Origin of the sequence: Streptomyces sp. NPDC057616 (assembly GCF_042800575.1) — a bacterium.
Classification (GTDB): domain Bacteria; phylum Actinomycetota; class Actinomycetes; order Streptomycetales; family Streptomycetaceae; genus Streptomyces.
This window is the reverse complement of the sequence record NZ_JBHVGU010000018.1, coordinates 1-24,499: the sequence shown is the minus strand read 5'-3', so window position 1 is coordinate 24,499 and position 24,499 is coordinate 1. Positions and strand designations below refer to the sequence as shown.

Below are 24,499 nucleotides of genomic sequence, written 5' to 3'. Positions count from 1 at the left end.
GCAAGTGAGGCGACGGGCGTGACGGCGCCTGACGAGTCGGCCTGGTTGCTCTGGGTCACCCGGCGGGCACCGCTGTGCGGCCCGCCCCTGTTCGTGGCGAAAAGGACTCCTCGCCGTGTCGCCCACGGGTGCGCCACTCGCTGGCGCTCTACTGCCTGACCTGCAGCGAGCGAGAGTGATCTGCCCCGTCGTCCCGAAGGGTATGGCCGAGCCCGGCTGCGGTTACAGGCGGATGACGACCAATGCGATGTCGTCGGTGGTACCGGAGGGTGGGAGGAGATCGGACAGGATGGCGTCGGCGAGGGCTTCGGGGGCGGCGCCCCGGTGGCGAGTGAGGGAGGCGGCGAGGCGAGCCAGGCCGGTGTCGATGTCCTCGTGTCGGCGCTCGATCAGGCCGTCGGTGTAGAGGATCAGGGTGGCGCCCTCGGTGAAGGGGGCGCGGGCCTGCGGACGGGGAACGTGGTCGACGCGGGCACCGAGCGGCGGGTCGGTGGCCTGGTCGAGGAAGGTCACGGTGCCGTCGGGGTGCAGTACGGCGGGCGGTGGGTGGCCGGCGCTGCTGTACGTGAGGGTGTGGCGGTCCCAGTCGATGAAGACCGTTGCCGCGGTCGTGGACTCCGCGCCTTCTACGAAGCGGGCGTACAGGCCGAGGGCCTCCAGGGCGCGGGCGGGCCCTTCGGCGATGCGGCAGGCAGCGCTCAACGCACTGCGCAGCTGTCCCATGACGCAGGCGGCCGCCAGGCCGTGGCCGACGACGTCGCCGACGGCCACCGCGATGCTGTCACCGGGCAGATCGGCCAGGTCGTACCAGTCGCCGCACACGTTCAGGGTTCTGGTGGCAGGTTGGTAACGCACGGCTGCCTGGTGATGCCCGACGGGGCTGGGGACAGGCAGCATGGCCTCCTGCAGGGCCAGGGCCACCTCACGCTCGTGGGCGTGGGCCTGGCGCAGGCGCTCGTTGACCTCCTGCAGTTCACGCGAGCGGGTGTAGAGATCGGTCTGCAGCACCCGCGCCCGGCTGCCGCTGTCCAGACCGTCGCGGGCACGAAGAAGCTCGGTGATCTCCTCCACCCGGTGCACGATCAGTGTCACCCGCCCGTCCGGTGCGAGAACAGGGGCGTTCACCGGGCTCCAGTAGTGCTCCTCCCAGAGGCCGGGCCGCTCGGGGTCCTCGATGTCGTAGCGGACCAGTGCCATGGTGTCGCGCTCGCCCGTGGCCACCACCCGCAGCATGGACGCCTCGGTCTCCCGCATCCCGGTCGCGGCCGGATCGTTCGGGTTCTCGGGAAAGACGTCGAAGATGTAGCGGCCCACCAACTGCTCGCGGGTACGCCCGGCCAGCCGCTCGAAGTCCTTGTTGGCGTCGGCATACACCAGGTCCGGCGTGAGCAGCGCCACCATCCCGGGCAGGGCGTGGAAGACCGCCTCGTAGTCGATCTGCGAGTTCATGGAGTGCCTGCCTTGACGCCGACCGTAGGTGTGCTGTTCACGGTAAGAGCCAACACATCACGATGCCCCTGCACCGTTCCCGTCAGCTCACCGTGATCACCTGGCCAGCCGTGTGCCGCGGCATCGCCCGGCCGCATGTCCGCAAGACATCGTCAGCCGCGGCGGGTCGGCGTCCGCGCGGGGCCGCGATGCGCGGCTTGCGTGCGCAGTTGCTCGTGTCGGCTTCTTGGTGGGGCTGCTGGATGTCGCGGTGCTGCTCACGGCTCTGCGGGGGACCCGGTGGTGACCGGTGTGGTCGGAGCCGGGCCGGCGGGGGAGGGTGCGGTGTCCTCCAGAACCCGGCGGTGTCGTTCCTCGCGGAACTCGCGCGGCCTTTGACGTGTGCGTACGGCCGGTCGCCGGAGACGGTGGAACGGAGCCGCCCGTTGTGCTCGTTCGATTGGGCTGAACGTCGCACGCGGCCTCGACCCACCCGGACCTGCACGAGAGCACGCCACGCGTCCGTGCCGCGTCAACTCGGGGCCTACGTCCGGGCCGACAACTGCGACGTAGGTACCGGAACACGCCTGCGCGGCCACCGGTGACCAGCGGTCGGAGGCGGCGCGGGCGCAGCGAAACGGCGCGTCCGATTCGGGGTGCGCCGGACGGGCCGCGCGTGGGTCGGATCGGCGAAGGTGGTCGGACGGGCCCAGGAAAAGCCCATGCCTGCATCGCAGGAGACGTCGATGAAGACGGTGCCCGGCCGGAACAGGGCGACTTCCTCGTCGGTGACGAAGGTCTAGGGTGCGTCGGTGCCCTGCCGGACGCAGGTGACGATGATGTCGAACCCGGCGAGATACTCCGCGAACGGTACGGGGCCTGTCGGAGTGAGTGTCTGAAGACGCGTCGGATCGTCTCATTCCTCATGTGCTGGGGCCGGAGTCCGGAACCGCCCCGAGAGCATCGCCCGCCCCTTTCGCATCCCATGAGGGAACGTTCTCTGCTCACCGGACGTTGGAGCCACTGGTTGTAGTTGAAGTTTGCGAACGTGGAAGCGCCCGCGGAGTTCTGACAGCGGGCGTTTCGTCGTCTCGGGGTTTTCTTCGACGGCTGGCGACCAGCAGCCCGGGATCGCGTGATCGCGCGCATGCCCGACCTACTCGCCATCTCGAAGGAGACGCCGCATGGTTCGAGGAACCGCGAAGTGGTTCAACGCGGAGCACGGTCCCGGCTTCGTCACCCCTGACGAGCCCGGTGCCGACGTCTTCGTCCACCACTCGGTGATCGACACCGGCGCTTGCCGCTCCCTGGAGGAGCACCAGCGGGTGGTGATCACCGCCGGCCAGGGCCCCAGGGGCGTGCAGGCCGACCCGGTCCGCGCGCTTTGAGGACATCTCGCACGAGGCAGGCCCGTACCGCGGGCCTGCCTCGCGCTGCTCGCGTCTGTTCCGCACAGGCTTCCCGCGTACGGCGGCCTGCCCCCGCGCCGGTCGTTTCGGCCCGCGCATCCCGAAAGGCGAAACCGTGAGCACCGACACCGTCTACAGAGGCCCCGATCCGACGGCCGGTCACGCCGCGACCACGAAACCTCCTCCTGGAACCCGGGGAAGCGACTACGCCGTGCTCTCCCGTGCGGTGAGGCGGAGCGGGCTGCTGAAGCGGCGGCCGGGCTACTACACTGCCAAGATCGCCGTCAACTTCCTCCTGCTGGCTGCCGGTTGGGCCGCCTTCGCCGTGATCGGGCAGTCGTGGTGGCAGCTGCTGACCGCCGCCTTCCTGGCCGTGATGTTCACCCAGACCGGATTCATCGGGCATGACGCGGGACATCACCAGATAGCCGGTTCCAAGCGTGCCAACAACCTGCTCGGCCGCGTGCACGCAGACCTGCTGATCGGCCTGAGCTACGGCTGGTGGATCGCCAAGCACAACCGGCACCACTCCCACCCGAACCACGTCGACCGCGACCCCGACATCGCCGACGGCGCCATCGCCTTCACCGAGGACCACGCCCGTGCCCGCAGCGGGGCCCACGCATGGCTGGCCCGTCACCAGGCCTGGCTGTTCTTCCCGATGCTGCTCCTGGAAGGACTCGCCCTGCACGTCGCCGGTGTACGGGCGCTGATCGACCGCACCGGCACGGCGAAGTCGCGGACGACCAAGGCGGGAGAGGCCGGCTTGCTGACGGCTCATCTCGGCGGCTATCTCGCCGCACTGTTCCTGGTCCTGACTCCTGTGCAGGCCGTCGTCTTCCTCCTCGTCCACCAAGGTCTGTTCGGCCTGTACATGGGGTGCTCGTTCGCCCCGAACCACAAGGGCATGGCCCTGTTCGGCAAGGACGAAAAGGTCGACTTCCTGCGCCGGCAGGTACTGACGTCACGCAACATCCGCGGTCACCGACTCACCGACTTCGCGCTCGGCGGGCTCAACTACCAGATCGAGCACCACTTGTTCCCCTCCATGCCGCGCCCCAGCCTGCGCCATGCCCAGGAAATCGTCCGCACCTACTGTGCCGGGCACGGCATCGCGTACCACGAGACCGGACTCCTCGACTCCTACGCCCAGGTACTCCGGCATCTCCACGCGGTAGGGGGGCCGCTGCGCCTGCGCCCCGAGCTGGAGTACTGATCACCTCGCCGTTCGAGCCTCCATCGGAATCCGTGCGGCTCACCGGCTGTCGCACAGCGCCGTCGAACGTTCTCGACGGCGCACCGATCGCCAGGACCGCGGCGCCGCCGTGGAAGCCTCGCCCAGACCTCGCTCTCGGCGTCGATCCTGGGGCGACGACAGGGCGTGGTCATCGCCGGACGTGGCATTTCGCCTGCCTGCGAGCGATGAGGAGTGTCTTCCTGGTCTCACGGTAGGCCGCGTGGGCCGGGGGAGGTGTCCGTCTCCAGCCCGCCGTGTGACGACGCGGGCGGGCGGAATCGGACGCGGCCTCGCTGGAGACCAGTGCTGCCCGGGGAAGGCGGCCGGCGGAGGTGGGGCGACAGCCCGGAGTGGTCCGTTCTGCCTGTTCGAGGAGTAGCGTGAGGTCATCGGGAGTATTTCGCGCACCGGTCCCGAAACCGGTGTCGTTCCTGGTGAGTGACAACGCCGGACAACTGCCCGCGCAGGTGTCCGGAGACGGGTTCGCACCATGTCTGCGACCACTGGCCATCCGCCGCTGAGCGCCGTACCCTTCAGGGCCCCGACCGCACGTCTCGCCCTCAAACCCGTGAGCCCGTCTCCGGGACAGGCCGAGCTGGACGGCGCCTGGTGGCCTCGCTCACGTGACCTGACCCAAGAGCTTCCGGCCCTGGCCGACGTGCTGGACCCGCTGTGGGGCCAGATCACCCGGATCGCCGTCAATGCCCGCTACTGGCCGGTCCTTCCGCGCAGGATCTTGGTCAACGGCCATGCGGTGAAGATCGGTTGGTTCACCTCGGAGCTGGATCCGCACATGATCCTGCTGCTGTCCGGCACGTCGGGCCGCTGGGACCTCCTGGTGATTCCCCCGGAGACGACCCGCCCCTCGGCCGCCCGGCTGATGACCGCCGCGAGCACGAGCACGGGCCAGCCGGGGACCGCCTCCGCCCTCATGGCGGCAGAACAGGCCGAGGCCCCCTGCACCTCGTACGAGGCCGGCACCGGACAGCCCGGCTGACTGAGGGCGGGGGCGACCGACTGCGTCACGGCCTCGGCCGTCGTCACAGCCTCGGCCACGAGGAGGTGGCACACCGCAAACCATTCCGCCGACGCGCGCCGGTCAGCCAGCATGAGAGTCCACCCAGTGGACAACAGCGAGTGCCGTGCGGCGTTTTGACGCCTCATCAAGGTCTGGATCGTCCTGCGCCGCCCACGGCACTCCGCTCCCGGCGCTGCAAGAGGCCGATTGCACTTGCGACGAAGCCGGCGCCCGGTTGGTGAACCGCTCAGCGGAACGTCGGCGCGTCCTGCGCGCCGGCCGGCAGGACCAACACCCCGAGACACGAGCCGGCCGACTCCGGCTCGTGCTGGGTCGCTACCCGGAGATCGCCCAGCGGCTGCTCCACATACAGGCGTCCACTGCTGCGCGCTGCGGCGGAGCGCGGAGTAGGCTGGTGAGACCGAGGGCATTTCGCACACCGGCTTCCACGCCGGGTCGTTCTCGGCGAGAGATGAAACCCGGACCGCCGCAAAGGCGGTTCGGAGACGGGCCCCGCATCATGTCGGTGACCTTGCACACCACGTCGCAACCCGAGCCCGTCGCAGCCCCGGCCGCGCGTCTCGCGCTGAAGATCGACGGCCCTTCCCGCGGACTCCTGGACGGTGCCTGGTGGCCGCGTTCCCGGGACCTGCTCAACGAACTGCCCGCGCTGACCGACGCGTTGGATCCCTTGTGGGGCCGCATCACACGCATCGCGGTCAACCCGAAGTACTGGCCGATCATCCCCCGACAGGTTCCCGTGGACGGCCACATCGTCAAGGTCGGCTGGTTCACCCCGGAGATCGATCCACACAAACTGTTGCTGCTCTCCTACGGAACCGGCCGATGGGACCTGCTGGTCATCCCGCCGGAGACCGGGGCGGAGGCGGCGGCCCGGCTGATGGCTGCCGCGTCCGAATACGCCGGCTCGCCCCTGACTGCCAGTGAGCTAGTCGCAGCTGACGATCCCCGGCACACAGCCTCCGCGACCGATACGGCACCGGCCCCGGAGGAGGCATGGGAGTACGAGGGCGGTGCTTCCGCCATGTCCGCGCCGCCCGCGCAACAGTCCGGTCCGCCCAGTCGGGCCAGCCGCCTGATCATCGGTATGTGAGCGGCTGCCATGAACGCCTCACTGACGGCCGCCGTCATCGTCCCCATCGCGGTGGTGGCATACGTCATCCACCGGCTCAACATCACACGCGCCGACGGAACCGCCGCGGCCCGGAACAGCGTCGCGCTGCCCGGCCGCCGCGAGAGTGGCACATCACCGCTCCCGGAGGAACCCGGTCGGTCCGAGTCGACACGCGCCGGCGAACGACGTCCGCGAGCAAGGCCACGGCCGATGTCCGCCGCTCCGTCGCAGCCCTACCTCGCACCAGCGGTGACCAGTCCCCCCTTCGCTGCGGAGCCCCCGGTGCGGCGAGGAACGGCCGACCCCGATGAAGCGAGGCAACATGACTCTTCCGCAGCTGAACATCTACCGGCACGACCGGGGCACGCGAGCATTGATCACCCTGGCCGGTGAGATCGACCGGGCCACCGCACCCCAGGTACGGACCGCCCTGGAGCGGTGCCTGGACGACGGCATCACCAGCATCGACGTCGACCTGACCGCCGTCGGTCACTGCGACAGGAGCGGCCTGCGCGTCTTCCTCGACGCATCACGGCACGCGGCCGAAACACAGGCATCCCTGCGACTGCACTATCCCTCCTCACAGATCGCACGGCTCCTCACGGACACAGGCTCCGACCGCCTGCTCCTGTGTTGACGTCGCTCCGTTTCATGAACGGGCGTGGAGATGCCCGGCCACACTCGCTCTCAGTTCCGCGCCTGCCGTGGGGCAACGGACTTCTCGCTCCCGGCAGTTCTCCGGAGGGTCGTCGGAAGTCCGTCGGCGGCGTCCGTGATCTGTCGGCGCCAGGAGCCTGGCACCATGTCTTCCGCATCCCAGGGCCGATTGTGGGACGTCCACCGGCTGCCGTCCGCAGGGGGCAGGGTCTTCCTGATCACTGGGGGTAACACCGGGATCGGTTGCTTCGCCGCGGAGCAGCTCGCCGCCACCGGAGCCGTCGTCGTACTCGGCTGCCGGGACGCCGCGAAGGCCGACACCGCCATGGCCTCGATCCGCTCGCGCGTCTCCGACGCGCATGTGCGGCACCTTCCACTGGACCTCGCCGACCTGTCGTCGCTGAAGACCGCGATCATCTCGATGCGGTGGTCCACAACGCAGGGGTCGCGCTCGACGCCCCGCGAGGGCAGCTGTGGGGGCCGAGGGCCTTCGGCCTGGGTGGCCTACCACGCCGTGAGCCCGTCTCCTCTCACATGGCTGACCCGGCCGTCGCCGCTCAACTTTGGTCCGCCGGCAGGGAGCTGACCGGCACCGAGCGGCAACTCGGCTTTCGGTAGGCCGGAGCCGCAGGGCGGGCCGTCCGGCGGCCCGCTGCCGTGCTCCGGCCGGCCGGGACGCTGCCTGCTCAGCCTGCTCGGCGTCGCCTCCGCCGAACAGGCCGAGACCGGTGTGACCAAGCAGGTGGCCCTCATCACCCGTGCTGCGGTGCCGGTGGTCCGGCGGAGGACGGCGGGGACGGGGACGGCCGGGCACGCCCGGCCACGTCGCCCGTGCGGAGCCGAGCCACGAGGCGGGGGCCGGAGGTGTCGACCAGAATGCCGCTGATCAGGGCTCGCGGTCCGCCGCGACCGTACGCGGCACCTCACACGGCGATCACCAGGACGGCGGTGCCCAGGGTGGCGCCGAAGGCCTCACGCTGCGGCGTCCGCCGGCGAGGCGGTGATGGTGCCCGGCGGTGCGCTGCGCGAGGTGTGACAAGCTGTGCTCCTAGTCCCCGAACCAGGAGGTCGTCATGACCGCAGAGTCTGCATCCCCAGAAGGTTCGGAGTCGGCAGACACCGAGACTCCCGCTGTCACGCCCGACGAAGACGGCACCTATGACCTCAAGCGCAAGTTCCGGGAGGCCCTGGCCCGCAAGCGCGGCGTCCAGGCCGATGCCGCCGAGTCCGCCGGGAGCTCCGACGGGTCAAAGATCCGCGCCGCGCACGGCCCGGCTGCCAGCCAGCGGTCGTTCCGCCGCAAGGCCGGTGGCTGATCAACAGCGTGCCGTGGGAGATGGTTTCCCCAACGGTGGGGGCCGCTTCCCTTCGGTACGGAGGAGGCTGTCGCCGGCGAACTTCAGCGGTGCCCCGTAGACGGTGTCGATCAGTACCTCGGGTGATCGCGGGGGTGCGGTGATCTCCGGTGGTGCGATGCAGGGCCAAGGGGGATGTGGACGGACCGTTGAACTCATGTGCCTCGAGCCGCGGTTGCGTTGCACCAAAGGCCTTGCGGAAGTGGGCCCGAGCAGACGTGCCGACCGGGCCGCCGACGCCTTTGGAGGGGGAGAGGGCCGCTCTGCGCAAGCTAGGCGTGGACGCGGTTGAGTCGGCGGAGGGGTGCTCCTGCCTGGTGGAGGCTGGTGAGCGCCTGGCGGTAGGAGGCGATCAATCCGGTCTCGACATAGCTCACGCCCAGCTCCTCGCAGTGGTGCCGGACGATGGCCCGGGCCTTGCGCAGGTTGGGGCTGGGCATGCTGGGGAAGAGGTGATGTTCGATCTGGTGGTTCAGCCCGCCCAGCGCGATGTCGGTGAACCAGCCCCCGCTCACGTTGCGTGAGGTGAGCACCTGGCGGCGGAGGAAGTCCGGGCGGTCGTCGCGCGTCAGGATCGGCATGCCCTTGTGGTTGGGGGCGAAGAGGGAGCCGAGGTAGAGGCCGAACAGGCCCTGGTGGACAGCGATGAAGGCGATCGCCATGCCGGGCGGAAGGATCCAGAACACGGCGGCCAGGTAGGCCGCACCGTGCCCGAACAGTAGGGCCCCGTCGAGCTTCCGCTGTTTGAGGGAGCGATTGACCAGCGCCTTGCCGCTCGACACATGCAGGTTGAAACCCTCCAGCGTGAGGAGGGGAAAGAACAGGTACGCCTGCCAGCGGCCGATCAGGCGGGGCAGCCCCGTGACGACCCGGGCCTGGTCCTGGGACCAGACCAGCAGGTCGGGGGCGAGGTCGGGGTCTAGTTCGTCGTGGTTGGGGTTGGCGTGGTGGCGGGTGTGCTTGTCCTGCCACCAGCCGTATCCCATGCCGATGGCGGCTCCGGCGATCCGGCCGCACGTCTCGCTGGCTCGGCGTCGGCGGAACACCTGACGGTGCGCTACATCATGGGCCACGAGGGCAACCTGGCCGAAGGCAACAGCCAGCAAGGCCGCGACCGCCAGTGTCCACCAGCTGTCCTTGACGAATGCGAGGGCGGTCCACGCGCCGCCGTAGAGCCCCGCCACGAGCGTGATCCGGAGTGTGTAGTAGCCGGGGCGGCGCTCCAGCAGCCCGGCATGGGTGATCTTCCTTGCCAGCCGGGCGAAGTCACTCCCGGAGCTCTCCGACCGTGCGGGGTACACCGTGGTTGCAGGCATGAAGTACGGCTCTCTGCGAAGCGGGCGGGGTCGGATTCCGGAACGGACTACCGGCGGCGGCCACTGCCGCGCCCGCGCATGGCGAAGCCGGCGATCCAGATGACCAGTAGGACAGCGGCGACCCACCACAGGATCTGCATCGTGAAGCCGAACCCGAAAACCACCAGGATCAGCAGAAGGAGAAGAATCCAGATCATCGCCGGGCCTCCAGATCGCGGGGATTTCCTTTATTCCGCGGGATCCGGGCGAAGTGGGAAGGTGGAATGCCGCGCCCCGATGTACCGGAGTGGCATGGCCCTACGCCGTGCCGTCAGTCAACGCTCGGCAACCTCTCTTGTCAATGCGGTGTCGACACGGGCGAGTTCTGGGAGCTGTGCCGGGGCCGCCGGGGTGAGCGGAGTTTCGGCGGGGGATTCGGCCGGCTCGGTCGACGGCGGCAGGATGCGGTCCTCCCACCACGAAAGGGCCATCACCACGATGAGCAGGACGAAGGGGGTTGAAGCGGGAACGATCAGCGCGTACATGTGTACCGCCTGGTTTGGGATGCGTGCGACGCGGCGGGCGGCAGTTCGTTGCCCGCTTGAGGCGCATCGGGGCTTCGCCGGGTTCTCGTGACGACGAGCGGGTGCGGGAACGGCCGGGCTCGTGACGCGGCGGGTTCGGGCACTGATGCGCAGGGTGCGCCCTCTGGGGAGCGCGTCGGCGGTGCGACGCTGCCGGGGGCCGGGGCGGCAACTCGCACGCTAGCCCTCGCAGCCGTTTCCCGACAGGTGCCAAGCAGTCAGGACTAAGCTGTGATGGAGGCCCCAGTCCCCGGTATCGATGCTGTGTCCCGCTCCCGGGGAGGGCAACCATGTTCGTGCTGCTCATGATCCTCATCGCTGTTCTCTTCGGCTTCGGCTTCCTTCACCCCATCTGGTGGGTGGCGGCGGCGGTGCTGGTCTACGGCGCGACCCGCTATGGCCGCGATCGTGGCGGAGGCCGAAGCCGTGGCGGTTCCGATCTCGGGAACTTTCGGCAACCCCGGGACTACCGGGACTATCGGGAGCGCCGGGATCGCCAGGAACGCTGGGACCGCCGCTACAGCCGCCAGAATCGGGCTCGCTGGCGGCGCGAGGAGCGCCGGGACCACGACCACCACAGGTGACCCCTGGAGTGGGCGGGCAGCCACGGTCCAGGAGGGTGATGGTCCTGGATCCCCGCAGCCGCGAGGCGGCCAGGAACCTGCTGGTCGACATCTCGCGGCAGTGCGACACCGAACTTCCGGAGGTGGCCGCGGCCGTGGTCGCCGCCTGGGAGGGCAAGCCGCTCCCGGAGCGGATGCAGCGTGCGCTGCGGCGTGCACTGCGGCTGTTTCGCGCGGAGGACCGAGGGCGCGACGCGTCATCGGCCGATGAGTCGTCCAGACAGGGAGAGACCATGATCCACGCAGCCGACGTCCGGGAATGGCGCAACCGAGACGTCATCGACTCCGAGTCGCACAAGATCGGTGTCCTGGAGGCGGTCTATGTGGACACCACCACCGATGAGCCGGCCATGGCCACGGTACGGACCGGACTGCCCACCCGGCACCGTCTGGTCTTCGTTCCCCTCGAGGACGCGATCGTCGGGCCGGGCTATCTGAAGGTCGGGTATGTCAGAACGCTGGTGAAGCAGGCTCCTTCGATCGATACCGACGGCGTGCTTCCCGCCGAGCAGGAGGAAGCCGTCTTCAAGCACTACGGACTGCCCTACCAGCCCGGCGCAGGCGGAGAACGGCAACTTGCGCGCCGCTGACCGTCCTTCGGACGGGAGGGCTGCCGTGTTCGCAAGGTCCGGCGTCTTCGAGGGTCCGCCCCTTCGAAGCCCACGTACCGGAATCGGTGCGCGGCGTTGGCTGTCCGTGACAGGCGGACGGCGCTGAACCGCCACCCACAGTCCTCCGTCCCGTCGTGCCGATCCGGCCGCCTCCGTTCGACGTGTCCGGGGTCCGACGACTCGAACGCCGGGAACCGACCGTCCGACACCATCCGGAGACTGCCCCGGGCAGTCGCGGCCGCGTCTGCCCGGGCGAGGCCTTAAAGCACCCGGTCCTCGGCGGTCTCCTGCGTGTCCTCGTCCGGGAGGTGCACGTCGTTGACCGCGATGTTCACTTCGACGACTTCCAGGCCCGTCATCCGTTCCACCGCCGCGATCACGTTCTCACGCACCTCTGCGGCGACGTCGGTGATGCTCACCCCGTATGCGACGACGACCTGGAGATCGATGGCGGTCTGTTTCTTACCGACCTCGACCTTGACGCCGCGCCCCGCGCTCGGATGTCCGCCCGGGACCCGATCGCGCATCGCGCCCATGGTGCGGGTGAATCCGCCGCCCAGTGCGTGGATTCCCGGGACCTCGCGGGCGGCGATGCCGGCGATCTTCTCCACCACCCCGTCGGCGATGGTCGTCCGGCCGCGGGTTCCCGGCTGTTCCCGCAGCCGGGGGGCTGCGGATTGCAGTTCCGTGCCCAGGTCGGTGCGGGGCTCCCCCGGGCCGGATTCGGGCCGGGTCGAGACGTTCGGTTCCGTCATGCGAAGCCACCTCCTCGGGTGGTGCACTGGCTGACGTGCCCGGCGGCCGTCGGCCACCGCGTTTTCGCGCCGCTTGCCCAGTACCGCGCTACGCGCCGGGCATGCCCGCGTACGGCGTCACTTTGCGGCCACGGTCCAAGCGCTGGGACCGGGCGGGTCCGCGGACCCACCGGACCGCGCCGGGGACCATGTTGATGTACGGACGTCCCTGACCCCGGCGGCTGTCGTTGCTCAACACACAGGGCGCGGGGAGCGGACTCGTGGTCCGTCACCCGTCGCAACCCAGACGAGAACCGGGTGGGCCTCTTTCCTGTTCCACAGGTGGTCGGGTCCGCCTTCGCTCCGACGCCGCCGCACGTACGCGCCCGCCGGGAGCGCGCCAGGTGGCGCCGGACATCGGGCACGTCCGGGCCCGCTGCCGGATGGTCTTCCGAACCGAGGCGTCATGCGCCTTCCACTCCCCGTGCAACCCGCCACCTCCGCCCGGCGACGCCGCGGATGTGCCGGCTCGAGCCCTGCCGCACGGGTCTGTCCCACCTGCGCCTGTTCTCCCGGGCGGCGTGCGACGACGGCCGGACCCGAGCGGGGGCAGTCACGGACGCCGGGGATCGGCGAGGCCTCCGCGGTGGCTCCGGTGCGACTGCGCCGGCTGAACCGTCGGCTGGTGGAGGACCTGCGCGAGGATCTGGCGGGGTTGTATGTGGAGTCCCGCGTACCGGCGCCGGGTGATGCGTACCGCCGTCCCGGCCGCCAGGACTTCCTCAACCGTCTCGCCGCGGACATGGGCCGGCCGGGATTCGCCATGGTGATCGCCGAGTCGGACGGCCTGATGAGATGCGCCTTCGGATTCCCGGTACGCGGCGACGGCTCGTAGTGGCGCGGCTTCGACGGAGTATTGCCGCGCGGCGTCGGGCAACTCACGGTATCCGGCAGGGCCTTCGCATTCGGTGACATCCTGATCCGCCCGCACCCGCAGGACCGGGAACGCGCCCGTCGTGTGCAGGAGCGGGTGCTGACCGACCACCAGGCGTCGCTCGGCGCCACCTTGGTGGACGGGGTCGATCACCCGATTCCGGGTGGGCGCTGAGAGCCGGTCGGCCCGTATTCGGATGCCGGTGGCCGAGCAGGCGGCCCGGCGCGGTGCCCGGGTCGGAGTGGTGGACGTGTGCACCGCGGCCGTGGCCGCGCTGCCGGTCGGCGGGGCCGGCTGCGATGTCGAGGGCCGCGCCGAGTCACCCGCTGTGCAGCACCGACACCGTCAGCGAGTAACTGGAAGAGCTTCAACTCACGCTGGGCGAGGGGCCCTTTGTGGACGCCTTCCTGTACGGCTCGGCCGTCCTGACGCCCGATCTGCTCACCCTGGCCTGCAGGATCGCTGGATGGTGTTCGCCGAGGCGGCTCTGGAAGCCGGGGCCCGCCCGGTCTTCGCGCTTTCTCTGCAGATGGGCGCGATCGGCCCGGGAGTTCTGGACCTGTACGCCGTCATCTCCGGTCCGCGGATGTGAGGCGCCGCAGTGCCTGGCGCAGCTCCTGCCGTGGCGGTGCCGGGAGCGCATAGTCCTTCGTCGTGGCGACCAGGCTGCGGCCACGTCCCTGAGCTTGATGGTGCAGCCTTCGCGTCATATCCACCGGCAGGTCCCAGGCCCTCTCACTGGTGCAGGGCGCCAGGGCCATCACCATGCCGCGTGCCTGGTCGATCACCGCACGGCTCGCCTGCCACCGCTCCCACCGCTCGCCGCCGGCGCGCAGTTCGTCGACCTCGGCCGGTAGTGCCGCCTCCCGAGCAGTCGACGGCCGCTGCTCCTCTCGGGGCGTGGTGTCGGTCATCCGCGGTGCTCGCTGTCCCTGCGAGCCTCGCGCCTGCAGCGCGCCCGATGCGGAGGGCGGTACCGGCGCTTGCGGTAGTCCTGGTGCTCCCGGAGATCGGAACTGCCGCCACGGTCCCAGCCTCCGCCTTCACCACGGCGCCCGTATTGAATCGCGCCGAACACCAGCACGACTGAGGCCGCGGCCACCCACCAGACGGGGCTGAAGAAGCCGAAGCCGAACAGAACCACGACGACGATGAGGAGCAGGGCGAACACGGGGGGCCTCTCCGGAGCGGACACTGCCGAAGGCCGGGGCCTGTGCGAACAGCGTATCCCTGCCCGGAGGCAGTTGGTGACGCCCCGTGTAACGGTCTCGCACCCGGAGCTGATGGTCCCTTGGCGGCTGTTCAGGGAGCGCGGCGAGAGCCGGCTTGTGCGGCACGGCCCGTGCCCCCGGCCGCGTCGATCACCCTCGAGCGGGAGCCGCGGCGGCCGCAGTAACATGGATCGTGGGTTGGCTCACTCTCACGTGCAGCCGCCCGGAAGGGCGACTCCGGCGTGGTTGCGCCGGAGTCGTTGTGACAGCCGCTCTGGTAAGTGGGCGGGGGGCACGTCCGCTCTGGGAGTTGCTTCAGCGGCTGCCCCCGCACCGAATGGTCGCGTATCACGCCGCCAGATGGACCGTCAGCTTCTGAATGAAGAGTGTCGGGTAACGCGGTCGCGGCCGTGTTCGCGCTCGTGGCGCGCTCCTCACTGCCACAGACGGTCGGCCCCGGCAGGCGATCGGTACCCGGATGCCCGGCGTCGGCCCGTCCACTTCCCGCACTTGTACGGATCGCGTCCGTGGAACGGCCCGCCGGAGGAGTAAGCTGATGTTACCGAGGGTATTTCGCGCACCGGCCTCCATGCTTGTGTCGTTTTCGGCGATTGATTTCACCGGGCCGGTCCGACCGGCCCGGAGCAGGGTTCGCATCATGACAGCGACCGTTTCGTACGCGCCGGCAAACGAACACCGGCCCTCTTCTCCGTCCCTCCGCATCGCGCCCGCTCTCACCGGTTCGATCCCGGCTCTGCTGGACGGCGCATGGTGGCACCGCGACTGTTATCCGGCGACGGAACTTCCCTGGGCGACAGCAGTGCTCGGCCCGCAGACGACTCGCGTCTCGGCCGCGTGGATGAAGGCCGCCGTGAGCGACCCGATGCGCACGTCGGCCACGGGACGGCTGATGGAGGATGCGGCGCGTCTGCGCACCGTGACCGCGGCCGAACGGGCCGTGGAGATCGTCTGGGACGCCGAAGGCGGCCGTGAGGCCTCCGGTCCGGCCTCACGTCCACGGATCCCGGCAGTCACTGCTCCGGTACTCACCATTCCGGCAGTCGCCCTGCCGACACCGAATCCGGCAAAGGGCATGTGAGGGTCATGGAGACCTTCGTGGCCGTGATGGCACTCCTGGCGATGGTTGTCGTGGGCGTGCTGCTGATCCACCTGCTCAACAACCAGCACGACGCGCGCATCGCCGCATTCCGCTACGGCCGTTCCCGGACGGATGTCCGGGGGTTGGCACCATCGGCCCCGCAGAAGCTTCGCGGTCGCGCCGGAACGAATGGCGTCGGCGATCGCCGCGACCACCGCGACGGTGGACGCGGACGGCTCCGGCCACGGCGCCGGACCCGGACGGCGGGGAAGTGAGTCGTCATGCTCCGCGCCGAGCGTCCCGTCAGGCTTCTGGCGGACACCTGCAGTGAGCCGGTGCTTCCAGGCGCCGCGGTCCTGCGGATGGAGACGACAGTCAGGTGCACAGGGACGTTCGACGGCGCTTGGTGGCCGCGGACACGCGACCTCAAGACCCAGCTGTCGGCTCTCCTCACCGCGCTGACGGCGCGTCCAGGACCCATCGCCCGCGTGGGCCTCGACGCGGGCGACTGGGACGGCGCCCCGGGCCATGTGTTCGTCGACGGGCACATGGTCCGCATCGACCGGTCCGTCGTGGGCGACAACACCATGATCGTCACCCGTGGCGACCAGGACCACTTCCTCTTCCTCGTGATCCGGCCGGGCGCCGGTATCGGACCCGCGCAGGCCGCGATGGTCATGGCCGTACAGGACGACAATGCCGTCCCGGCCGAGCGGATTCTGGCCGCCACCGGCATCACCGGGGCCGGCCGGAGCGATGTACCGCAGCGTTCGGCCCGCCGAGCCGGGCCGACGTAGCAGAGCCACATCAGCAGCCCGGGACCCCGGCCGCGCCACGGACACCGGCCGGGGTCCTCCCGTGCCGGATGCTTCCCGGACCGCTCGTGTCCGGGCACCGTCGACGTAAGGAATGTGAGAACCATGGGTGTTCTGATCACCGTGCTGGTGGTGCTCGTCCTCGCCGGGCTGGTCCTGCTCGCCCTGAGCCTTCGCAACGTCCAGCAGTACGAGAAGGGTGTGGTGTTCCGTTTCGGCCGGCTGCTGCCCGACATCCGCGGGCCGGGTCTGCGCGTCATCCGGCCGATCGGGGACCGGATGCGGAAGGTGTCGGTACAGACCCAGGTGCTGGGCATCCCGCCTCAAGGGTCCATCACCGCCGACAACGTGACGCTCACCGTCGACGCGGTCGTCTACTTCAGGGTCATCGACCCCGTCAAGGCGCTGGTGAACGTCCGCGATTACCCCAGCGCCGTCTCCCAGATCGCCCAGACCTCGCTGCGCGCGGTCATCGGCCGGGCGGATCTCGACACGCTCCTGTCCGACCGTGACCACATCAACGCGGAGCTCAAGAAGGTGATGGACGCTCCCACCGAGGAACCCTGGGGTCTGCGCATCGAGCGGGTGGAGATCAAGGACATCGCCCTTCCGCAGTCGATGATGCGCTCCATGTCCAAGCAGGCCGAGGCAGAGCGTGAACGCCGTTCCCGGGTCATCGCCGCCGACGGTGAGTTCCAGGCGTCCCAGCGGCTGAGTGACGCCGCGGCGACCATGGCCGACACTCCGGGCGCGCTTCAACTCCGCCTGCTGCAAACCGTGGTGGACGTCTCGGCGGAGAAGAACAGCACCCTGGTCATGCCGTTCCCGGTGGAGATGCTCCGCTTCTTCGAGCACCAGAGCCGGGAGAGCGACGGCGAATCCATCCACCGGAGCATCCCCCGCCCCGCGCTCCCCGAACGTCCGGAGCGCACGGAGCGTCCGGAACACCATGAACTCCCCGAACTGATCACCCCGGCACCCACAGCGTCCGCCTTCCCTCTGAGCGGAGAACGGGTCGGCTCCCATGGAGATCGGGTCGGCAGTCGCGCGGCAGTGGCGCGGGAACGGCGGGACAACTGGCCGACACACACCGAGCCCGACCCCGACGCGTCGTACGCCGGTGGCTGAACGTGGGCGAGCCGGCGGCACGAGCCGCCGACTGCGGCACCCAAGGCCGACATGGGCACGACCGATTCAGCAGCTTCGCGAAGGGTGCAACGACGTTTCGAAGAGTGACGACGTGGAGAGTGACTGGAAGGTCAAAGTCGGCCCCTCATCGCGCAGCTTCAAGACGACTGTCCAGGAACAGATTCCCGACGACCGCATCGCACCGGTGCCGGCTGGCAGATCTTCCACAGATCCCGCATCAGCCCCAACCGTATGACCGTCATCGCCAAAGCCGTCCTCACCCTGGAGAGGCAACGCTGAAAACGCTCACGGTGCGCTCGGCAGCTTTCCGTGCCGGCGGTCTCGTGCCACCGCGGCCCGCTCCCGCGCCGTGCGCACAGCCGCCGTCAGGCTCGCGATGTCGTAGGCGCCGTGGTGGCGGCGGCCGTTGATGAAGAACGTGGGTGTCCCCGCGACCCCGCTGAGGTCGGCGCTCTCCACGTCCTCCGCGACGCGGTCGGCGCCGACCCTGCTCCTCACGTCGGCGCGGAAGCGGTCCACGTCCAGCCCGATGGCTGTGGCGTGGGCGGACAGGTCGGCGAGGGTGAGGCTGTTCTGGTGGGTGAGGAGGAAGTCGTGCATCTCCCAGTAGGCACCTTGGTGCGCGGCGGCCTCGGCAGCCTCGGCGGCGATCTGGGCGTGTGGGTGGATGTCGGCGAGGGGGAGGTGCCGCCACACGTAGCGCACGTCGTCACGGCCGCGGAGGAGATCTCGGACCACCGGTTCGGCCAGGCCGCAGTAGCGGCACTCGTAGTCGCCGTACTCGACGATGGTCACCGCCGCCGACTGAGGCCCCCGCACGTGGTCGCGTGAGGGGTCGACCGGCACGGCCAGGTCCACGATGGTCTCCGCCCTGCCGATGCGCGCGCGAAGTCGGGCCGGGTGCGGCAGCAGGTTGACCGTCCCGGTGATGACCCAGCTGAGGGCGAACGAGACGACGACGGCGCCCAGCACCCCCGCCTTGGCCTCGTCGAGGTCGGCGCCGACAAAGGCGCGTGAGGCGATGAGCAGCGAGACCGTGAAGCCGACACCGGCCAGCGCGCCGCCGGAGGCGACCGCGCCCCATCCCGCCGGAGGCCGGACACGCCCACGGCTGAGGCCGGTCGCCGTGGCTGACGCGCCCAGGATCCCGATGGGCTTGCCCACCACGTAGGCGACGAAGATGCCGAGAGTGATGGGGGACGTGGCTGCCCGGGAGAGCAGGCCGGAGTCGATGACGATCCCCGCGTTCGCCAGTGAGAACAAGGGGACGATCACGTAGCTCGACCAGGGGTGGAAGAGCCGCTGCATGCGCTCGTTCGGGGAGAGGGCCGAGGCGAGGCCCTCCCGCACCACGCGCGCGGCCTCGGGCGTGGGCTGCTCGCGGAAGCGGCGGAAGAGCCCGCTGGTGCGCTCCAGTTCCCCGCGCGAGGCCGGGCCCGCGTAGGTGAGCAGGCCCATCGCGAGCCCGATGATGACCGGGTCCACTCCGGAACGGGCCAGTGCGGCCCAGGCGGCGACCGCGAGGATCCCGTACACCAGCCCCCGACGTACCTCCAGGCCGCGCGCAAGCAGCACCACGCCGAACAGGCCCACGGCCGCAAGCAGCGACACGACCTTGACGTCGCTGCTGTAGGCGGTCGCGATGACGACCAGGGCCAGGAGGTCGTCGACGACGGCGATGGTCAGGATGAAGACCCGCAGTCCGGCCGGCAGGCGGGCGCCGAACGTGGCGAGCATGCCGAGGGCGAAGGCGGTGTCCGTCGACATCGCCGCTCCCCAGCCGTGCGCCGACGGCTGCCCCGCGTTGAAGGCGAGGTAGATCGCGATCGGGACGAGCATCCCGCTCACCCCGGCGGCCAGCGGGAGCGCGAGGCGCTTGCGCTCCCGCAGTTCGCCCATGTCGAACTCGCGGCGGGCCTCCAGGCCGACGACGAAGAAGAACACCGTCATGAGGCCGTTGTTGACGAGCTCGTGCAGCGACAGCGAGGCGCGATAGGGGCCGGCCTGAAGGGCGACGTGTGCGCTCCAGAACGACTCGTAGTGCGCCGGCGCTGCGTTCGCCCACACCAGGGCGGCGACAGCGGCCGCCAGGAGTACGACGGCACTGGCGACCTCGGTGTGCAGGAAGGCGCGCAGCGGCGAGCGGCCGGCGTCAGCGCACAGTGACTGGCCGGAGAACGCGGGAGGATCGGACGGGAGGTTCATGGCACCGACTGGGGGAGTGGAGGGACACGGGGAAGGCGGGCTCCGGGAGGGGGTGGTCCGGTGCTCCGTGCCGGACTCTCGGCCTGCCGTGGCCCGCGGACGCCGGCCCCGGTGCGGGCGGCCCGGTTCACTGCGGCGACCCGAGAGTTCGGCGTGCACGACCGCCCGGCCTCTCCGCGAAGGCGAGGGGCGTCGAGAGCGAGGCCCACAGCAGGGCCGCGGCGTACGTGCGGTAGGGGGCCCAGGGAAGGGCACGGCGCCGGGTCTCCTCGACCCCGGGTACGGCGTCGAGCCGCCAGGCCCGCTCGATCGCCCGGCGGATGCCGATGTCACCCGCGGGCAGGACGTCCGGGCGCTTGAGCTGGTGGACGAGGAACATCTGGGCGGACCAGAGGCCGACGCCCCGCACGGCCGTCAGGTCGGCGAGCGCGGTGGCGTCGTCGACGTCGGCCATGTTCTCCAGATCGATGGCGCCCTGCGCCTGCCGCCGGGCAAGGTCGTGCAGGTAGGACGCCTTGGCCCGGGACAGTCCGCAGGCCCGTAGCCGGTCCTCGGGCAGGGCGAGGAGCCCGGCCGGGGTGACCTCGCCGCCCATCGACGCCGAAACCCGCCCGAAGATCGTCAGGGCCGCCGCGGTGGAGATCTGCTGGCCGACGATGTGGAGGGCCATCGCGGCGAAGCTGGACGACGCCGGGTAGCCGCGCTCCTGCCAGGTGAACGGGTCGGGACGGCCGACGCTCCCCACCAGCCGCCGCAGCACGGGATCCGCCGCGGCCAGGTGTCCGTAGGCGGTTGCGAGGGCCATGGCTGCTCCATGCGCTGTCGTGGTCGAAGGGCGGTGGGCCCGTCCTCGGCGCCGTCGGCGCCCCTCCTGCGTACCGGACGGGCGTCGCCCCGGCACCTCGCGCCCATCTACACCACATCTACGCGGGAGACGTCCCGCCGTGCTGCACCGCCTGCCGCGGCCCGCCGGCAGCGCGGACCGCCGAGCGGGAAGAGCCGCCCATCCGGTCAAGCCTCGCCACCCTAGCCGGTAGCCGAGGACGTGTGGGTCGACGGTGCCTCGGCGTGGGCCGTCGGATCGGTCCGCACCCAGGTGTCCATCATCAGGCAGGCGCCGGCGGGCCACACCTGCCGAGGGGTGCTCCTCGTCGTAGGCGGCCGTGTGCCTCGGCTGATGCCGCCCCGCTCGCCAGGAGCTGGCCCCCGCCAGGCGCGCCAGGCGGTGCCCCCGGCACCCTCGCCAGGAGCTGCTCCCGCCAGCCCCTTCACCCGCCGTAGACGGCACATGTATGCCGCGCTGCTTGATTTGCGCTCACGGCACGGCGAGCACGTCGTCGCGCCCCCAGATCAGACGCACGGAGGCGACGGTGGCGGAAGTACAGGTGGCCGACACGGCCATGGAGCGCCGACAGAGCGCAGGTGCGGGCAGGGCGGTGGTGGAGTGGCTGACCACCACCGACCACAAGAGGATCGGGACGCTCTATCTGACGACCTCGTTCGTGTTCTTCCTCGTCGGCGGCGCCTTCGCCCTCGTCATGCGAGCCGAACTCGCGCGCCCGGGCCTGCAGTTCCTGTCCAACGAACAGTTCAACCAGGCCTTCACCGCGCACGGCACCATCATGCTCCTGGTCTTCGCCACCCCCCTGTTCGCAGGGTTCGCGAACTGGATCATGCCCCTGCAGATCGGTGCCCCGGACGTCGCGTTCCCCCGGCTGAACATGTTCGCCTACTGGCTCTACCTCCTGGGCTCCCTGATCGTCCTGTCGGGATTCCTCACCCCCGACGGCTCGGCCCACTGGGGGTGGACCGGCTACGCGCCGCTGTCGAGCGCCCTGCGGTCGCCCGGCGTGGGCGGCGACCTCTGGATCATGGGCCTCGCCCTCTCGGGCTTCGGGACCATCCTCGGCTCGGTCAACTTCATCACCACCATCATCTGCATGCGCGCGCCCGGCATGACCATGTTCCGCATGCCGATCTTCACGTGGAACATCCTGCTCACCGCGGTCCTGGTCCTGATCGCCTTCCCGACGCTGGCGGCGGCCCTCCTCGCTCTGGAGGCGGACCGGAAGCTCGGCGCGCACGTCTTCGACGCGGCCAACGGAGGGCCCCTGTTGTGGCAGCACCTCTTCTGGTTCTTCGGCCACCCCGAGGTGTACATCATCGCCCTGCCGTTCTTCGGCATCGTCACCGAGATCCTGCCCGTGTTCAGCAGGAAGCCGGTCTTCGGCTACATGGGCCTGGTCGGGGCCACGATCGCCATCGCCGGCCTCTCGGTGACCGTCTGGGCGCACCACATGTTCGTCACCGGCGGGGTCCTGCTGCCCTTCTTCGCGTTCATGTCGTTCCTGATCGCCGTCCCCACGGGCGTGAAGTTCTTCAACTGGATCGGAACGATGTGGAAGGGATCCCTGTCCTTCGAGACGCCCATGCTGTGGGCCATGGGCTTCCTCGTCACGTTCCTCTTCGGCGGCCTGACGGGGGTGCTGCTCGCCTCCCCGCCCCTGGACTTCCACGTCTCCGACTCGTACTTCGTCGTGGCGCACTTCCACTACACCGTCTTCGGCACCGTGGTGTTCGCCATGTTCGCGGGCTTCTACTTCTGGTGGCCCAAGTTCACGGGCAAGATGCTCGACGAGCGCATCGGGAAGATCCACTTCTGGACCCTCTTCGTCGGGTTCCACTGCACGTTCCTCGTCCAGCACTGGCTGGGCGTCGAGGGAATGCCGCGGCGCTACGCCGACTACCTGGCGGCCGACGGCTTCACCGCCCTCAACACCGTCTCGACGATCGGGTCCTTCCTGCTCGGCGCCTCCATGCTGCCGTTCCTCTACAACGTCTGGAAGACCTCGCACTACGCGCCGCGCGTGGCGGACAACGACCCCTGGGGATACGGCCGTTCGCTGGAATGGGCCACCTCCTGCCCGCCCCCGCGGCACAACTTCCTGTCCCTGCCCACCATCCGCTCGGAGTCTCCGGCTTTCGATCTACGCCATCCCGAGGTCCGGGCCCTGGAGCGCAGCGGGCGCTGACGGTCGCGGGACCGGCGCCCCATCGGTCTCCGGACAACCGCGGGTCGCGGCCGGCGACACCTGGATCGACGAGCAGCACCTCGATCGGCCGGCAGCACCTCGATCGGCCGGGAAGCTGGGGCCGGCTCGCGCGGGCGACCTCCGCCTGGACGAGGAACCCGCGTCGGCTCGGCGACGCCGCGTAGATGCCGCGTTCACTCCGCGACGCTTGGATGAGGGGACCCGGGCCACTGCGGCAGGACGGCGCGGGAGAAGACGACACGGCCTGGGAGACCCTGATGACAGCAGCAGATGACGCTTCGGCGTCGAGTGATCCGGCAGACTTCAACCCCTTGCGCCCCGAAGAGGAGTACGACGAGGACGAGTTCGGCGAGGACATCCTCGACGAGGCGTACTCGCCTCCCGAGAGATCCCTCGGCGTCTCCGAGTGGGGCCTGACCGCCAGAGAGGCGGCCTCCCACGAGGACCTGACCCACCGACTGAGGCGCGAGGTCCCCGAACTGAGCGCGCAGGACGAAGGCGACGGACTGGGCGACACCGTCGACACCGACGGGGAACTCCTCGACGACCAGGTCGGCGACGAGCGCGCGGGCCGCCTGGTGGGCTGGGACACGGACGGTGACGTGGGTTTCGACGACGACTACACGGCGCGGGACGTCGGCATCGACGGCGGCGCGGCCTCCGCGGAAGAGGCAGCCATCCACGTCGTCCCCGATCGCGACATCGAATGACACCAGTCCCGAGACGGACGGCCGAAGGCGATGGCGGGCCGGCGCGCGACCGCAGCCTCCGGTCGGCAGCCCGCGTCCTCGGCATCGACCTACGCGACGACGACACCCCGGGGTTCAGGGAGAGCGCCGGCTATCACACCTACGGAGAACCATGGCGAGAGCAGCGGTAGTGGGGAGACTGGGCGACCGACTGCGTTGGAGAGCTGCCGAGGTGACGGGACGGCATGTCGAGTCGCCGACGGCCGTCACCCTGACCTTGGACGTGCCGGGATGGCCCGGCCATCTCGCCGGCCAGCACGTGGACGTCCGCCTGACCGCGGAGGACGGATACAGCACGCAGCGCAGCTACTCCATCGCGTCGGCCCAGGACGGCACACGTGTGGAGCTGACGGTCCAGCGCATTGCCGACGGTGAGGTCTCGCCCTACCTGGTCGACGAGTTGGTTCCCGGCGACCGACTGGAGCTGAGGGGCCCGGTCGGCGGCTGGTTCGTCTGGCAGCCGGAGCAGCACGAGCCGGTCCTGCTGGTGGCCGGAGGGTCCGGGCTGGTGCCCCTGATGTGCATGATCCGGGCCCGGCATGCCGTCGGCAGCCGGGTCCCGTTCCGGCTGATCTACTCGCTCCGCTCACCACAGGAGCAGCTCTACGGCCCCGAGATGCAGCAGGGCGGGCCCGGACTGGACGTGACACGCATCTACACACGCGAGGCCCCGGAGGGGGCCGCGCGCCCCGCGGGCCGCATCACTCCGGAGGACCTGGCGCGCCACGGCTGGCCGCCGGACTTCGAGCCGCTCGTCTACGTGTGCGGCCCCACGGGCTTCGTCGAGAAGGCGGCCGCCTACCTGGTGCTGCTCGGACATGCTCCCGAGCGCGTGCGAACCGAGCGCTTCGGCGGCTGAGGAGGCCGAGATGACATCGCAGAACGAGGCGCCCCCCGGCGTCGACGAGACCCACGTGGACGGCAACGCTCTGGCCGGGCCCCTCGCCGAGATCTTCGCCGTGGACCTGACCGCGGCGATCAGCCGGTGTGCCCACTGCGGTCGCACCGGGCCCGTCGCCGGCCTGCGTGTGTACGCGCGGGCACCGGGACTGGTCGCCCGGTGCCAGAGCTGCGGACAGGTGATGATCCGCCTGGTGAGCACGGCGGGAACGAGCTGGCTCGACATGCGCGGCGTCACCGTGCTGGCGATCCCCACGGGAGGCTGACCCACAGGGGCGGCGCTCTCCGAGCGTGTACC

Annotated in this window: 27 protein-coding genes and 2 pseudogenes; 20 read left to right on the top strand and 9 right to left on the bottom strand. The window is 70.1% G+C overall.

The features are described from left to right. Positions 1–222: 222 nt before the first annotated feature. A complete protein-coding gene (locus ACFU97_RS23005) occupies positions 223–1,449 on the bottom strand; it encodes a PP2C family protein-serine/threonine phosphatase (RefSeq protein WP_384259429.1) in 1,227 nt (408 codons plus the stop codon). A 1,163-nt stretch (positions 1,450–2,612) separates the two neighbouring features. On the opposite strand from ACFU97_RS23005, the gene ACFU97_RS23000 reads away from it, so the two are divergent. The 7 genes and pseudogenes from ACFU97_RS23000 (at position 2,613) to ACFU97_RS22970 (ending at position 8,200) form a co-directional block, all read left to right on the top strand. Then, positions 2,613–2,816 (top strand): cold-shock protein, encoded by a 204-nt coding sequence (locus ACFU97_RS23000; protein ID WP_384259427.1) that lies wholly within the window; start codon positions 2,613–2,615, stop codon positions 2,814–2,816. 136 nt (positions 2,817–2,952) lie between these two features. Next, complete coding sequence (locus ACFU97_RS22995; protein ID WP_384259424.1) at positions 2,953–4,053, top strand: fatty acid desaturase family protein; 1,101 nt, start codon at positions 2,953–2,955, stop codon at positions 4,051–4,053. Positions 4,054–4,564: 511 nt separating this feature from the next. Then, positions 4,565–5,071: a DUF5994 family protein gene (locus ACFU97_RS22990; RefSeq protein ID WP_384259421.1), complete on the top strand. Its 507-nt coding sequence runs from the start codon at positions 4,565–4,567 to the stop codon at positions 5,069–5,071. 541 nt (positions 5,072–5,612) lie between these two features. Continuing rightward, positions 5,613–6,206, top strand: coding sequence for a DUF5994 family protein (locus tag ACFU97_RS22985; protein WP_384259418.1), 594 nt, complete (start codon positions 5,613–5,615; stop codon positions 6,204–6,206). A 343-nt stretch (positions 6,207–6,549) separates the two neighbouring features. Further along, complete coding sequence (locus ACFU97_RS22980; RefSeq protein ID WP_384259415.1) at positions 6,550–6,864, top strand: STAS domain-containing protein; 315 nt, start codon at positions 6,550–6,552, stop codon at positions 6,862–6,864. 165 nt (positions 6,865–7,029) lie between these two features. Next, positions 7,030–7,502: pseudogene (locus ACFU97_RS22975) on the top strand (SDR family NAD(P)-dependent oxidoreductase). Between the two features lie 455 nt (positions 7,503–7,957). Continuing rightward, on the top strand, positions 7,958–8,200 hold the full coding sequence (locus tag ACFU97_RS22970) for a DUF5302 domain-containing protein (RefSeq protein ID WP_384259412.1): 243 nt from the start codon (positions 7,958–7,960) through the stop codon (positions 8,198–8,200). 311 nt (positions 8,201–8,511) lie between these two features. Here the strand turns inward: ACFU97_RS22970 and ACFU97_RS22965 are convergent, their stop codons facing one another. From ACFU97_RS22965 to ACFU97_RS22955, 3 genes are all read right to left on the bottom strand, one after another. Further along, positions 8,512–9,555: a fatty acid desaturase family protein gene (locus tag ACFU97_RS22965; protein ID WP_384259410.1), complete on the bottom strand. Its 1,044-nt coding sequence runs from the start codon at positions 9,553–9,555 to the stop codon at positions 8,512–8,514. A gap of 47 nt (positions 9,556–9,602) precedes the next feature. Continuing rightward, on the bottom strand, positions 9,603–9,752 hold the full coding sequence (locus tag ACFU97_RS22960) for a hydrophobic protein (protein ID WP_384259408.1): 150 nt from the start codon (positions 9,750–9,752) through the stop codon (positions 9,603–9,605). A gap of 117 nt (positions 9,753–9,869) precedes the next feature. Beyond that, positions 9,870–10,079 (bottom strand): hypothetical protein, encoded by a 210-nt coding sequence (locus ACFU97_RS22955; protein WP_384259405.1) that lies wholly within the window; start codon positions 10,077–10,079, stop codon positions 9,870–9,872. Between the two features lie 329 nt (positions 10,080–10,408). Between ACFU97_RS22955 and ACFU97_RS22950 the strand changes: the two genes are divergently transcribed. Further along, positions 10,409–10,702, top strand: a complete 294-nt coding sequence (locus ACFU97_RS22950; RefSeq protein WP_384259402.1) for a hypothetical protein — start codon at positions 10,409–10,411, stop codon at positions 10,700–10,702. 272 nt (positions 10,703–10,974) lie between these two features. Further along, positions 10,975–11,331, top strand: coding sequence for a PRC-barrel domain-containing protein (locus ACFU97_RS22945; RefSeq protein ID WP_384259780.1), 357 nt, complete (start codon positions 10,975–10,977; stop codon positions 11,329–11,331). Positions 11,332–11,612: 281 nt separating this feature from the next. Here ACFU97_RS22945 and ACFU97_RS22940 read toward each other — a convergent pair whose 3' ends face one another. Continuing rightward, entirely contained in the window at positions 11,613–12,107 is a 495-nt protein-coding gene (locus ACFU97_RS22940; protein ID WP_384259400.1) for an Asp23/Gls24 family envelope stress response protein, read from the bottom strand. A gap of 625 nt (positions 12,108–12,732) precedes the next feature. Here ACFU97_RS22940 and ACFU97_RS22935 point away from each other — a divergent pair. Next, a complete protein-coding gene (locus ACFU97_RS22935; RefSeq protein ID WP_384259397.1) occupies positions 12,733–12,981 on the top strand; it encodes a hypothetical protein in 249 nt (82 codons plus the stop codon). Positions 12,982–13,486: 505 nt separating this feature from the next. Next, the gene (locus ACFU97_RS22930) at positions 13,487–13,612 is read left to right on the top strand and encodes a hypothetical protein (RefSeq protein WP_384259395.1); all 126 of its coding nucleotides are present in this window, start codon (positions 13,487–13,489) and stop codon (positions 13,610–13,612) included. Here ACFU97_RS22930 and ACFU97_RS22925 read toward each other — a convergent pair. Further along, positions 13,590–13,934 carry a hypothetical protein gene (locus ACFU97_RS22925; protein WP_384259392.1) on the bottom strand — a complete coding sequence of 115 codons (345 nt, stop codon included), beginning with the start codon at positions 13,932–13,934 and terminating at the stop codon, positions 13,590–13,592. The genes ACFU97_RS22930 and ACFU97_RS22925 overlap by 23 nt on opposite strands. After that, positions 13,931–14,191 (bottom strand): hypothetical protein, encoded by a 261-nt coding sequence (locus ACFU97_RS22920; RefSeq protein WP_384259390.1) that lies wholly within the window; start codon positions 14,189–14,191, stop codon positions 13,931–13,933. The genes ACFU97_RS22925 and ACFU97_RS22920 overlap by 4 nt, the downstream gene beginning before the upstream one ends. A gap of 596 nt (positions 14,192–14,787) precedes the next feature. On the opposite strand from ACFU97_RS22920, the gene ACFU97_RS22915 reads away from it, so the two are divergent. The 5 genes and pseudogenes from ACFU97_RS22915 to ACFU97_RS22895 all read left to right on the top strand — a co-directional run. After that, entirely contained in the window at positions 14,788–15,330 is a 543-nt protein-coding gene (locus ACFU97_RS22915; RefSeq protein ID WP_384259387.1) for a hypothetical protein, read from the top strand. Between the two features lie 5 nt (positions 15,331–15,335). Next, on the top strand, positions 15,336–15,605 hold the full coding sequence (locus ACFU97_RS22910) for a hypothetical protein (RefSeq protein WP_384259385.1): 270 nt from the start codon (positions 15,336–15,338) through the stop codon (positions 15,603–15,605). An 87-nt stretch (positions 15,606–15,692) separates the two neighbouring features. Further along, entirely contained in the window at positions 15,693–16,127 is a 435-nt protein-coding gene (locus ACFU97_RS22905) for a DUF5994 family protein (RefSeq protein WP_384259382.1), read from the top strand. 123 nt (positions 16,128–16,250) lie between these two features. Further along, on the top strand, positions 16,251–17,273 hold the full coding sequence (locus tag ACFU97_RS22900) for a slipin family protein (RefSeq protein WP_384259379.1): 1,023 nt from the start codon (positions 16,251–16,253) through the stop codon (positions 17,271–17,273). A 213-nt stretch (positions 17,274–17,486) separates the two neighbouring features. Beyond that, a pseudogene (locus tag ACFU97_RS22895) lies at positions 17,487–17,573 on the top strand (IS5/IS1182 family transposase); the annotation flags it as partial. Between the two features lie 6 nt (positions 17,574–17,579). On the opposite strand, the gene nhaA reads toward ACFU97_RS22895, so the two are convergent. Both nhaA and ACFU97_RS22885 read right to left on the bottom strand, forming a co-directional pair. Beyond that, on the bottom strand, positions 17,580–19,499 hold the full coding sequence (gene nhaA, locus ACFU97_RS22890) for a Na+/H+ antiporter NhaA (RefSeq protein WP_384259377.1): 1,920 nt from the start codon (positions 19,497–19,499) through the stop codon (positions 17,580–17,582). Between the two features lie 127 nt (positions 19,500–19,626). Further along, positions 19,627–20,304 (bottom strand): DNA-3-methyladenine glycosylase family protein, encoded by a 678-nt coding sequence (locus tag ACFU97_RS22885; protein ID WP_384259374.1) that lies wholly within the window; start codon positions 20,302–20,304, stop codon positions 19,627–19,629. Positions 20,305–20,899: 595 nt separating this feature from the next. Here ACFU97_RS22885 and ctaD point away from each other — a divergent pair. From ctaD to ACFU97_RS22865, 4 genes are all read left to right on the top strand, one after another. Then, positions 20,900–22,531: a cytochrome c oxidase subunit I gene (gene ctaD, locus ACFU97_RS22880; protein ID WP_384259777.1), complete on the top strand. Its 1,632-nt coding sequence runs from the start codon at positions 20,900–20,902 to the stop codon at positions 22,529–22,531. A 278-nt stretch (positions 22,532–22,809) separates the two neighbouring features. Then, positions 22,810–23,262 (top strand): DUF5709 domain-containing protein, encoded by a 453-nt coding sequence (locus ACFU97_RS22875; protein ID WP_384259372.1) that lies wholly within the window; start codon positions 22,810–22,812, stop codon positions 23,260–23,262. A gap of 151 nt (positions 23,263–23,413) precedes the next feature. Beyond that, positions 23,414–24,160 carry a ferredoxin reductase gene (locus tag ACFU97_RS22870; protein ID WP_384259370.1) on the top strand — a complete coding sequence of 249 codons (747 nt, stop codon included), beginning with the start codon at positions 23,414–23,416 and terminating at the stop codon, positions 24,158–24,160. A gap of 10 nt (positions 24,161–24,170) precedes the next feature. After that, the gene (locus ACFU97_RS22865) at positions 24,171–24,467 is read left to right on the top strand and encodes a DUF6510 family protein (protein ID WP_384259367.1); all 297 of its coding nucleotides are present in this window, start codon (positions 24,171–24,173) and stop codon (positions 24,465–24,467) included. Positions 24,468–24,499: the final 32 nt, after the last annotated feature.

What these genes read in the sequence shown, in the direction of transcription:
- ACFU97_RS23005 (WP_384259429.1), bottom strand. Translation starts at nt 1,449, where the DNA reads ATGAACTCGCAGATCGACTACGAGGCGGTCTTCCACGCCCTGCCCGGG.
- ACFU97_RS23000 (WP_384259427.1), top strand. Translation starts at nt 2,613, where the DNA reads ATGGTTCGAGGAACCGCGAAGTGGTTCAACGCGGAGCACGGTCCCGGC.
- ACFU97_RS22990 (WP_384259421.1), top strand. Translation starts at nt 4,565, where the DNA reads ATGTCTGCGACCACTGGCCATCCGCCGCTGAGCGCCGTACCCTTCAGG.
- ACFU97_RS22985 (WP_384259418.1), top strand. Translation starts at nt 5,613, where the DNA reads ATGTCGGTGACCTTGCACACCACGTCGCAACCCGAGCCCGTCGCAGCC.
- ACFU97_RS22980 (WP_384259415.1), top strand. Translation starts at nt 6,550, where the DNA reads ATGACTCTTCCGCAGCTGAACATCTACCGGCACGACCGGGGCACGCGA.
- ACFU97_RS22970 (WP_384259412.1), top strand. Translation starts at nt 7,958, where the DNA reads ATGACCGCAGAGTCTGCATCCCCAGAAGGTTCGGAGTCGGCAGACACC.
- ACFU97_RS22965 (WP_384259410.1), bottom strand. Translation starts at nt 9,555, where the DNA reads ATGCCTGCAACCACGGTGTACCCCGCACGGTCGGAGAGCTCCGGGAGT.
- ACFU97_RS22960 (WP_384259408.1), bottom strand. Translation starts at nt 9,752, where the DNA reads ATGATCTGGATTCTTCTCCTTCTGCTGATCCTGGTGGTTTTCGGGTTC.
- ACFU97_RS22955 (WP_384259405.1), bottom strand. Translation starts at nt 10,079, where the DNA reads ATGTACGCGCTGATCGTTCCCGCTTCAACCCCCTTCGTCCTGCTCATC.
- ACFU97_RS22950 (WP_384259402.1), top strand. Translation starts at nt 10,409, where the DNA reads ATGTTCGTGCTGCTCATGATCCTCATCGCTGTTCTCTTCGGCTTCGGC.
- ACFU97_RS22945 (WP_384259780.1), top strand. Translation starts at nt 10,975, where the DNA reads ATGATCCACGCAGCCGACGTCCGGGAATGGCGCAACCGAGACGTCATC.
- ACFU97_RS22940 (WP_384259400.1), bottom strand. Translation starts at nt 12,107, where the DNA reads ATGACGGAACCGAACGTCTCGACCCGGCCCGAATCCGGCCCGGGGGAG.
- ACFU97_RS22930 (WP_384259395.1), top strand. Translation starts at nt 13,487, where the DNA reads ATGGTGTTCGCCGAGGCGGCTCTGGAAGCCGGGGCCCGCCCGGTCTTC.
- ACFU97_RS22925 (WP_384259392.1), bottom strand. Translation starts at nt 13,934, where the DNA reads ATGACCGACACCACGCCCCGAGAGGAGCAGCGGCCGTCGACTGCTCGG.
- ACFU97_RS22915 (WP_384259387.1), top strand. Translation starts at nt 14,788, where the DNA reads ATGTTACCGAGGGTATTTCGCGCACCGGCCTCCATGCTTGTGTCGTTT.
- ACFU97_RS22910 (WP_384259385.1), top strand. Translation starts at nt 15,336, where the DNA reads ATGGAGACCTTCGTGGCCGTGATGGCACTCCTGGCGATGGTTGTCGTG.
- ACFU97_RS22905 (WP_384259382.1), top strand. Translation starts at nt 15,693, where the DNA reads ATGGAGACGACAGTCAGGTGCACAGGGACGTTCGACGGCGCTTGGTGG.
- ACFU97_RS22900 (WP_384259379.1), top strand. Translation starts at nt 16,251, where the DNA reads ATGGGTGTTCTGATCACCGTGCTGGTGGTGCTCGTCCTCGCCGGGCTG.
- nhaA (WP_384259377.1), bottom strand. Translation starts at nt 19,499, where the DNA reads ATGAACCTCCCGTCCGATCCTCCCGCGTTCTCCGGCCAGTCACTGTGC.
- ACFU97_RS22885 (WP_384259374.1), bottom strand. Translation starts at nt 20,304, where the DNA reads ATGGCCCTCGCAACCGCCTACGGACACCTGGCCGCGGCGGATCCCGTG.
- ctaD (WP_384259777.1), top strand. Translation starts at nt 20,900, where the DNA reads ATGGAGCGCCGACAGAGCGCAGGTGCGGGCAGGGCGGTGGTGGAGTGG.
- ACFU97_RS22875 (WP_384259372.1), top strand. Translation starts at nt 22,810, where the DNA reads ATGACAGCAGCAGATGACGCTTCGGCGTCGAGTGATCCGGCAGACTTC.
- ACFU97_RS22870 (WP_384259370.1), top strand. Translation starts at nt 23,414, where the DNA reads ATGGCGAGAGCAGCGGTAGTGGGGAGACTGGGCGACCGACTGCGTTGG.
- ACFU97_RS22865 (WP_384259367.1), top strand. Translation starts at nt 24,171, where the DNA reads ATGACATCGCAGAACGAGGCGCCCCCCGGCGTCGACGAGACCCACGTG.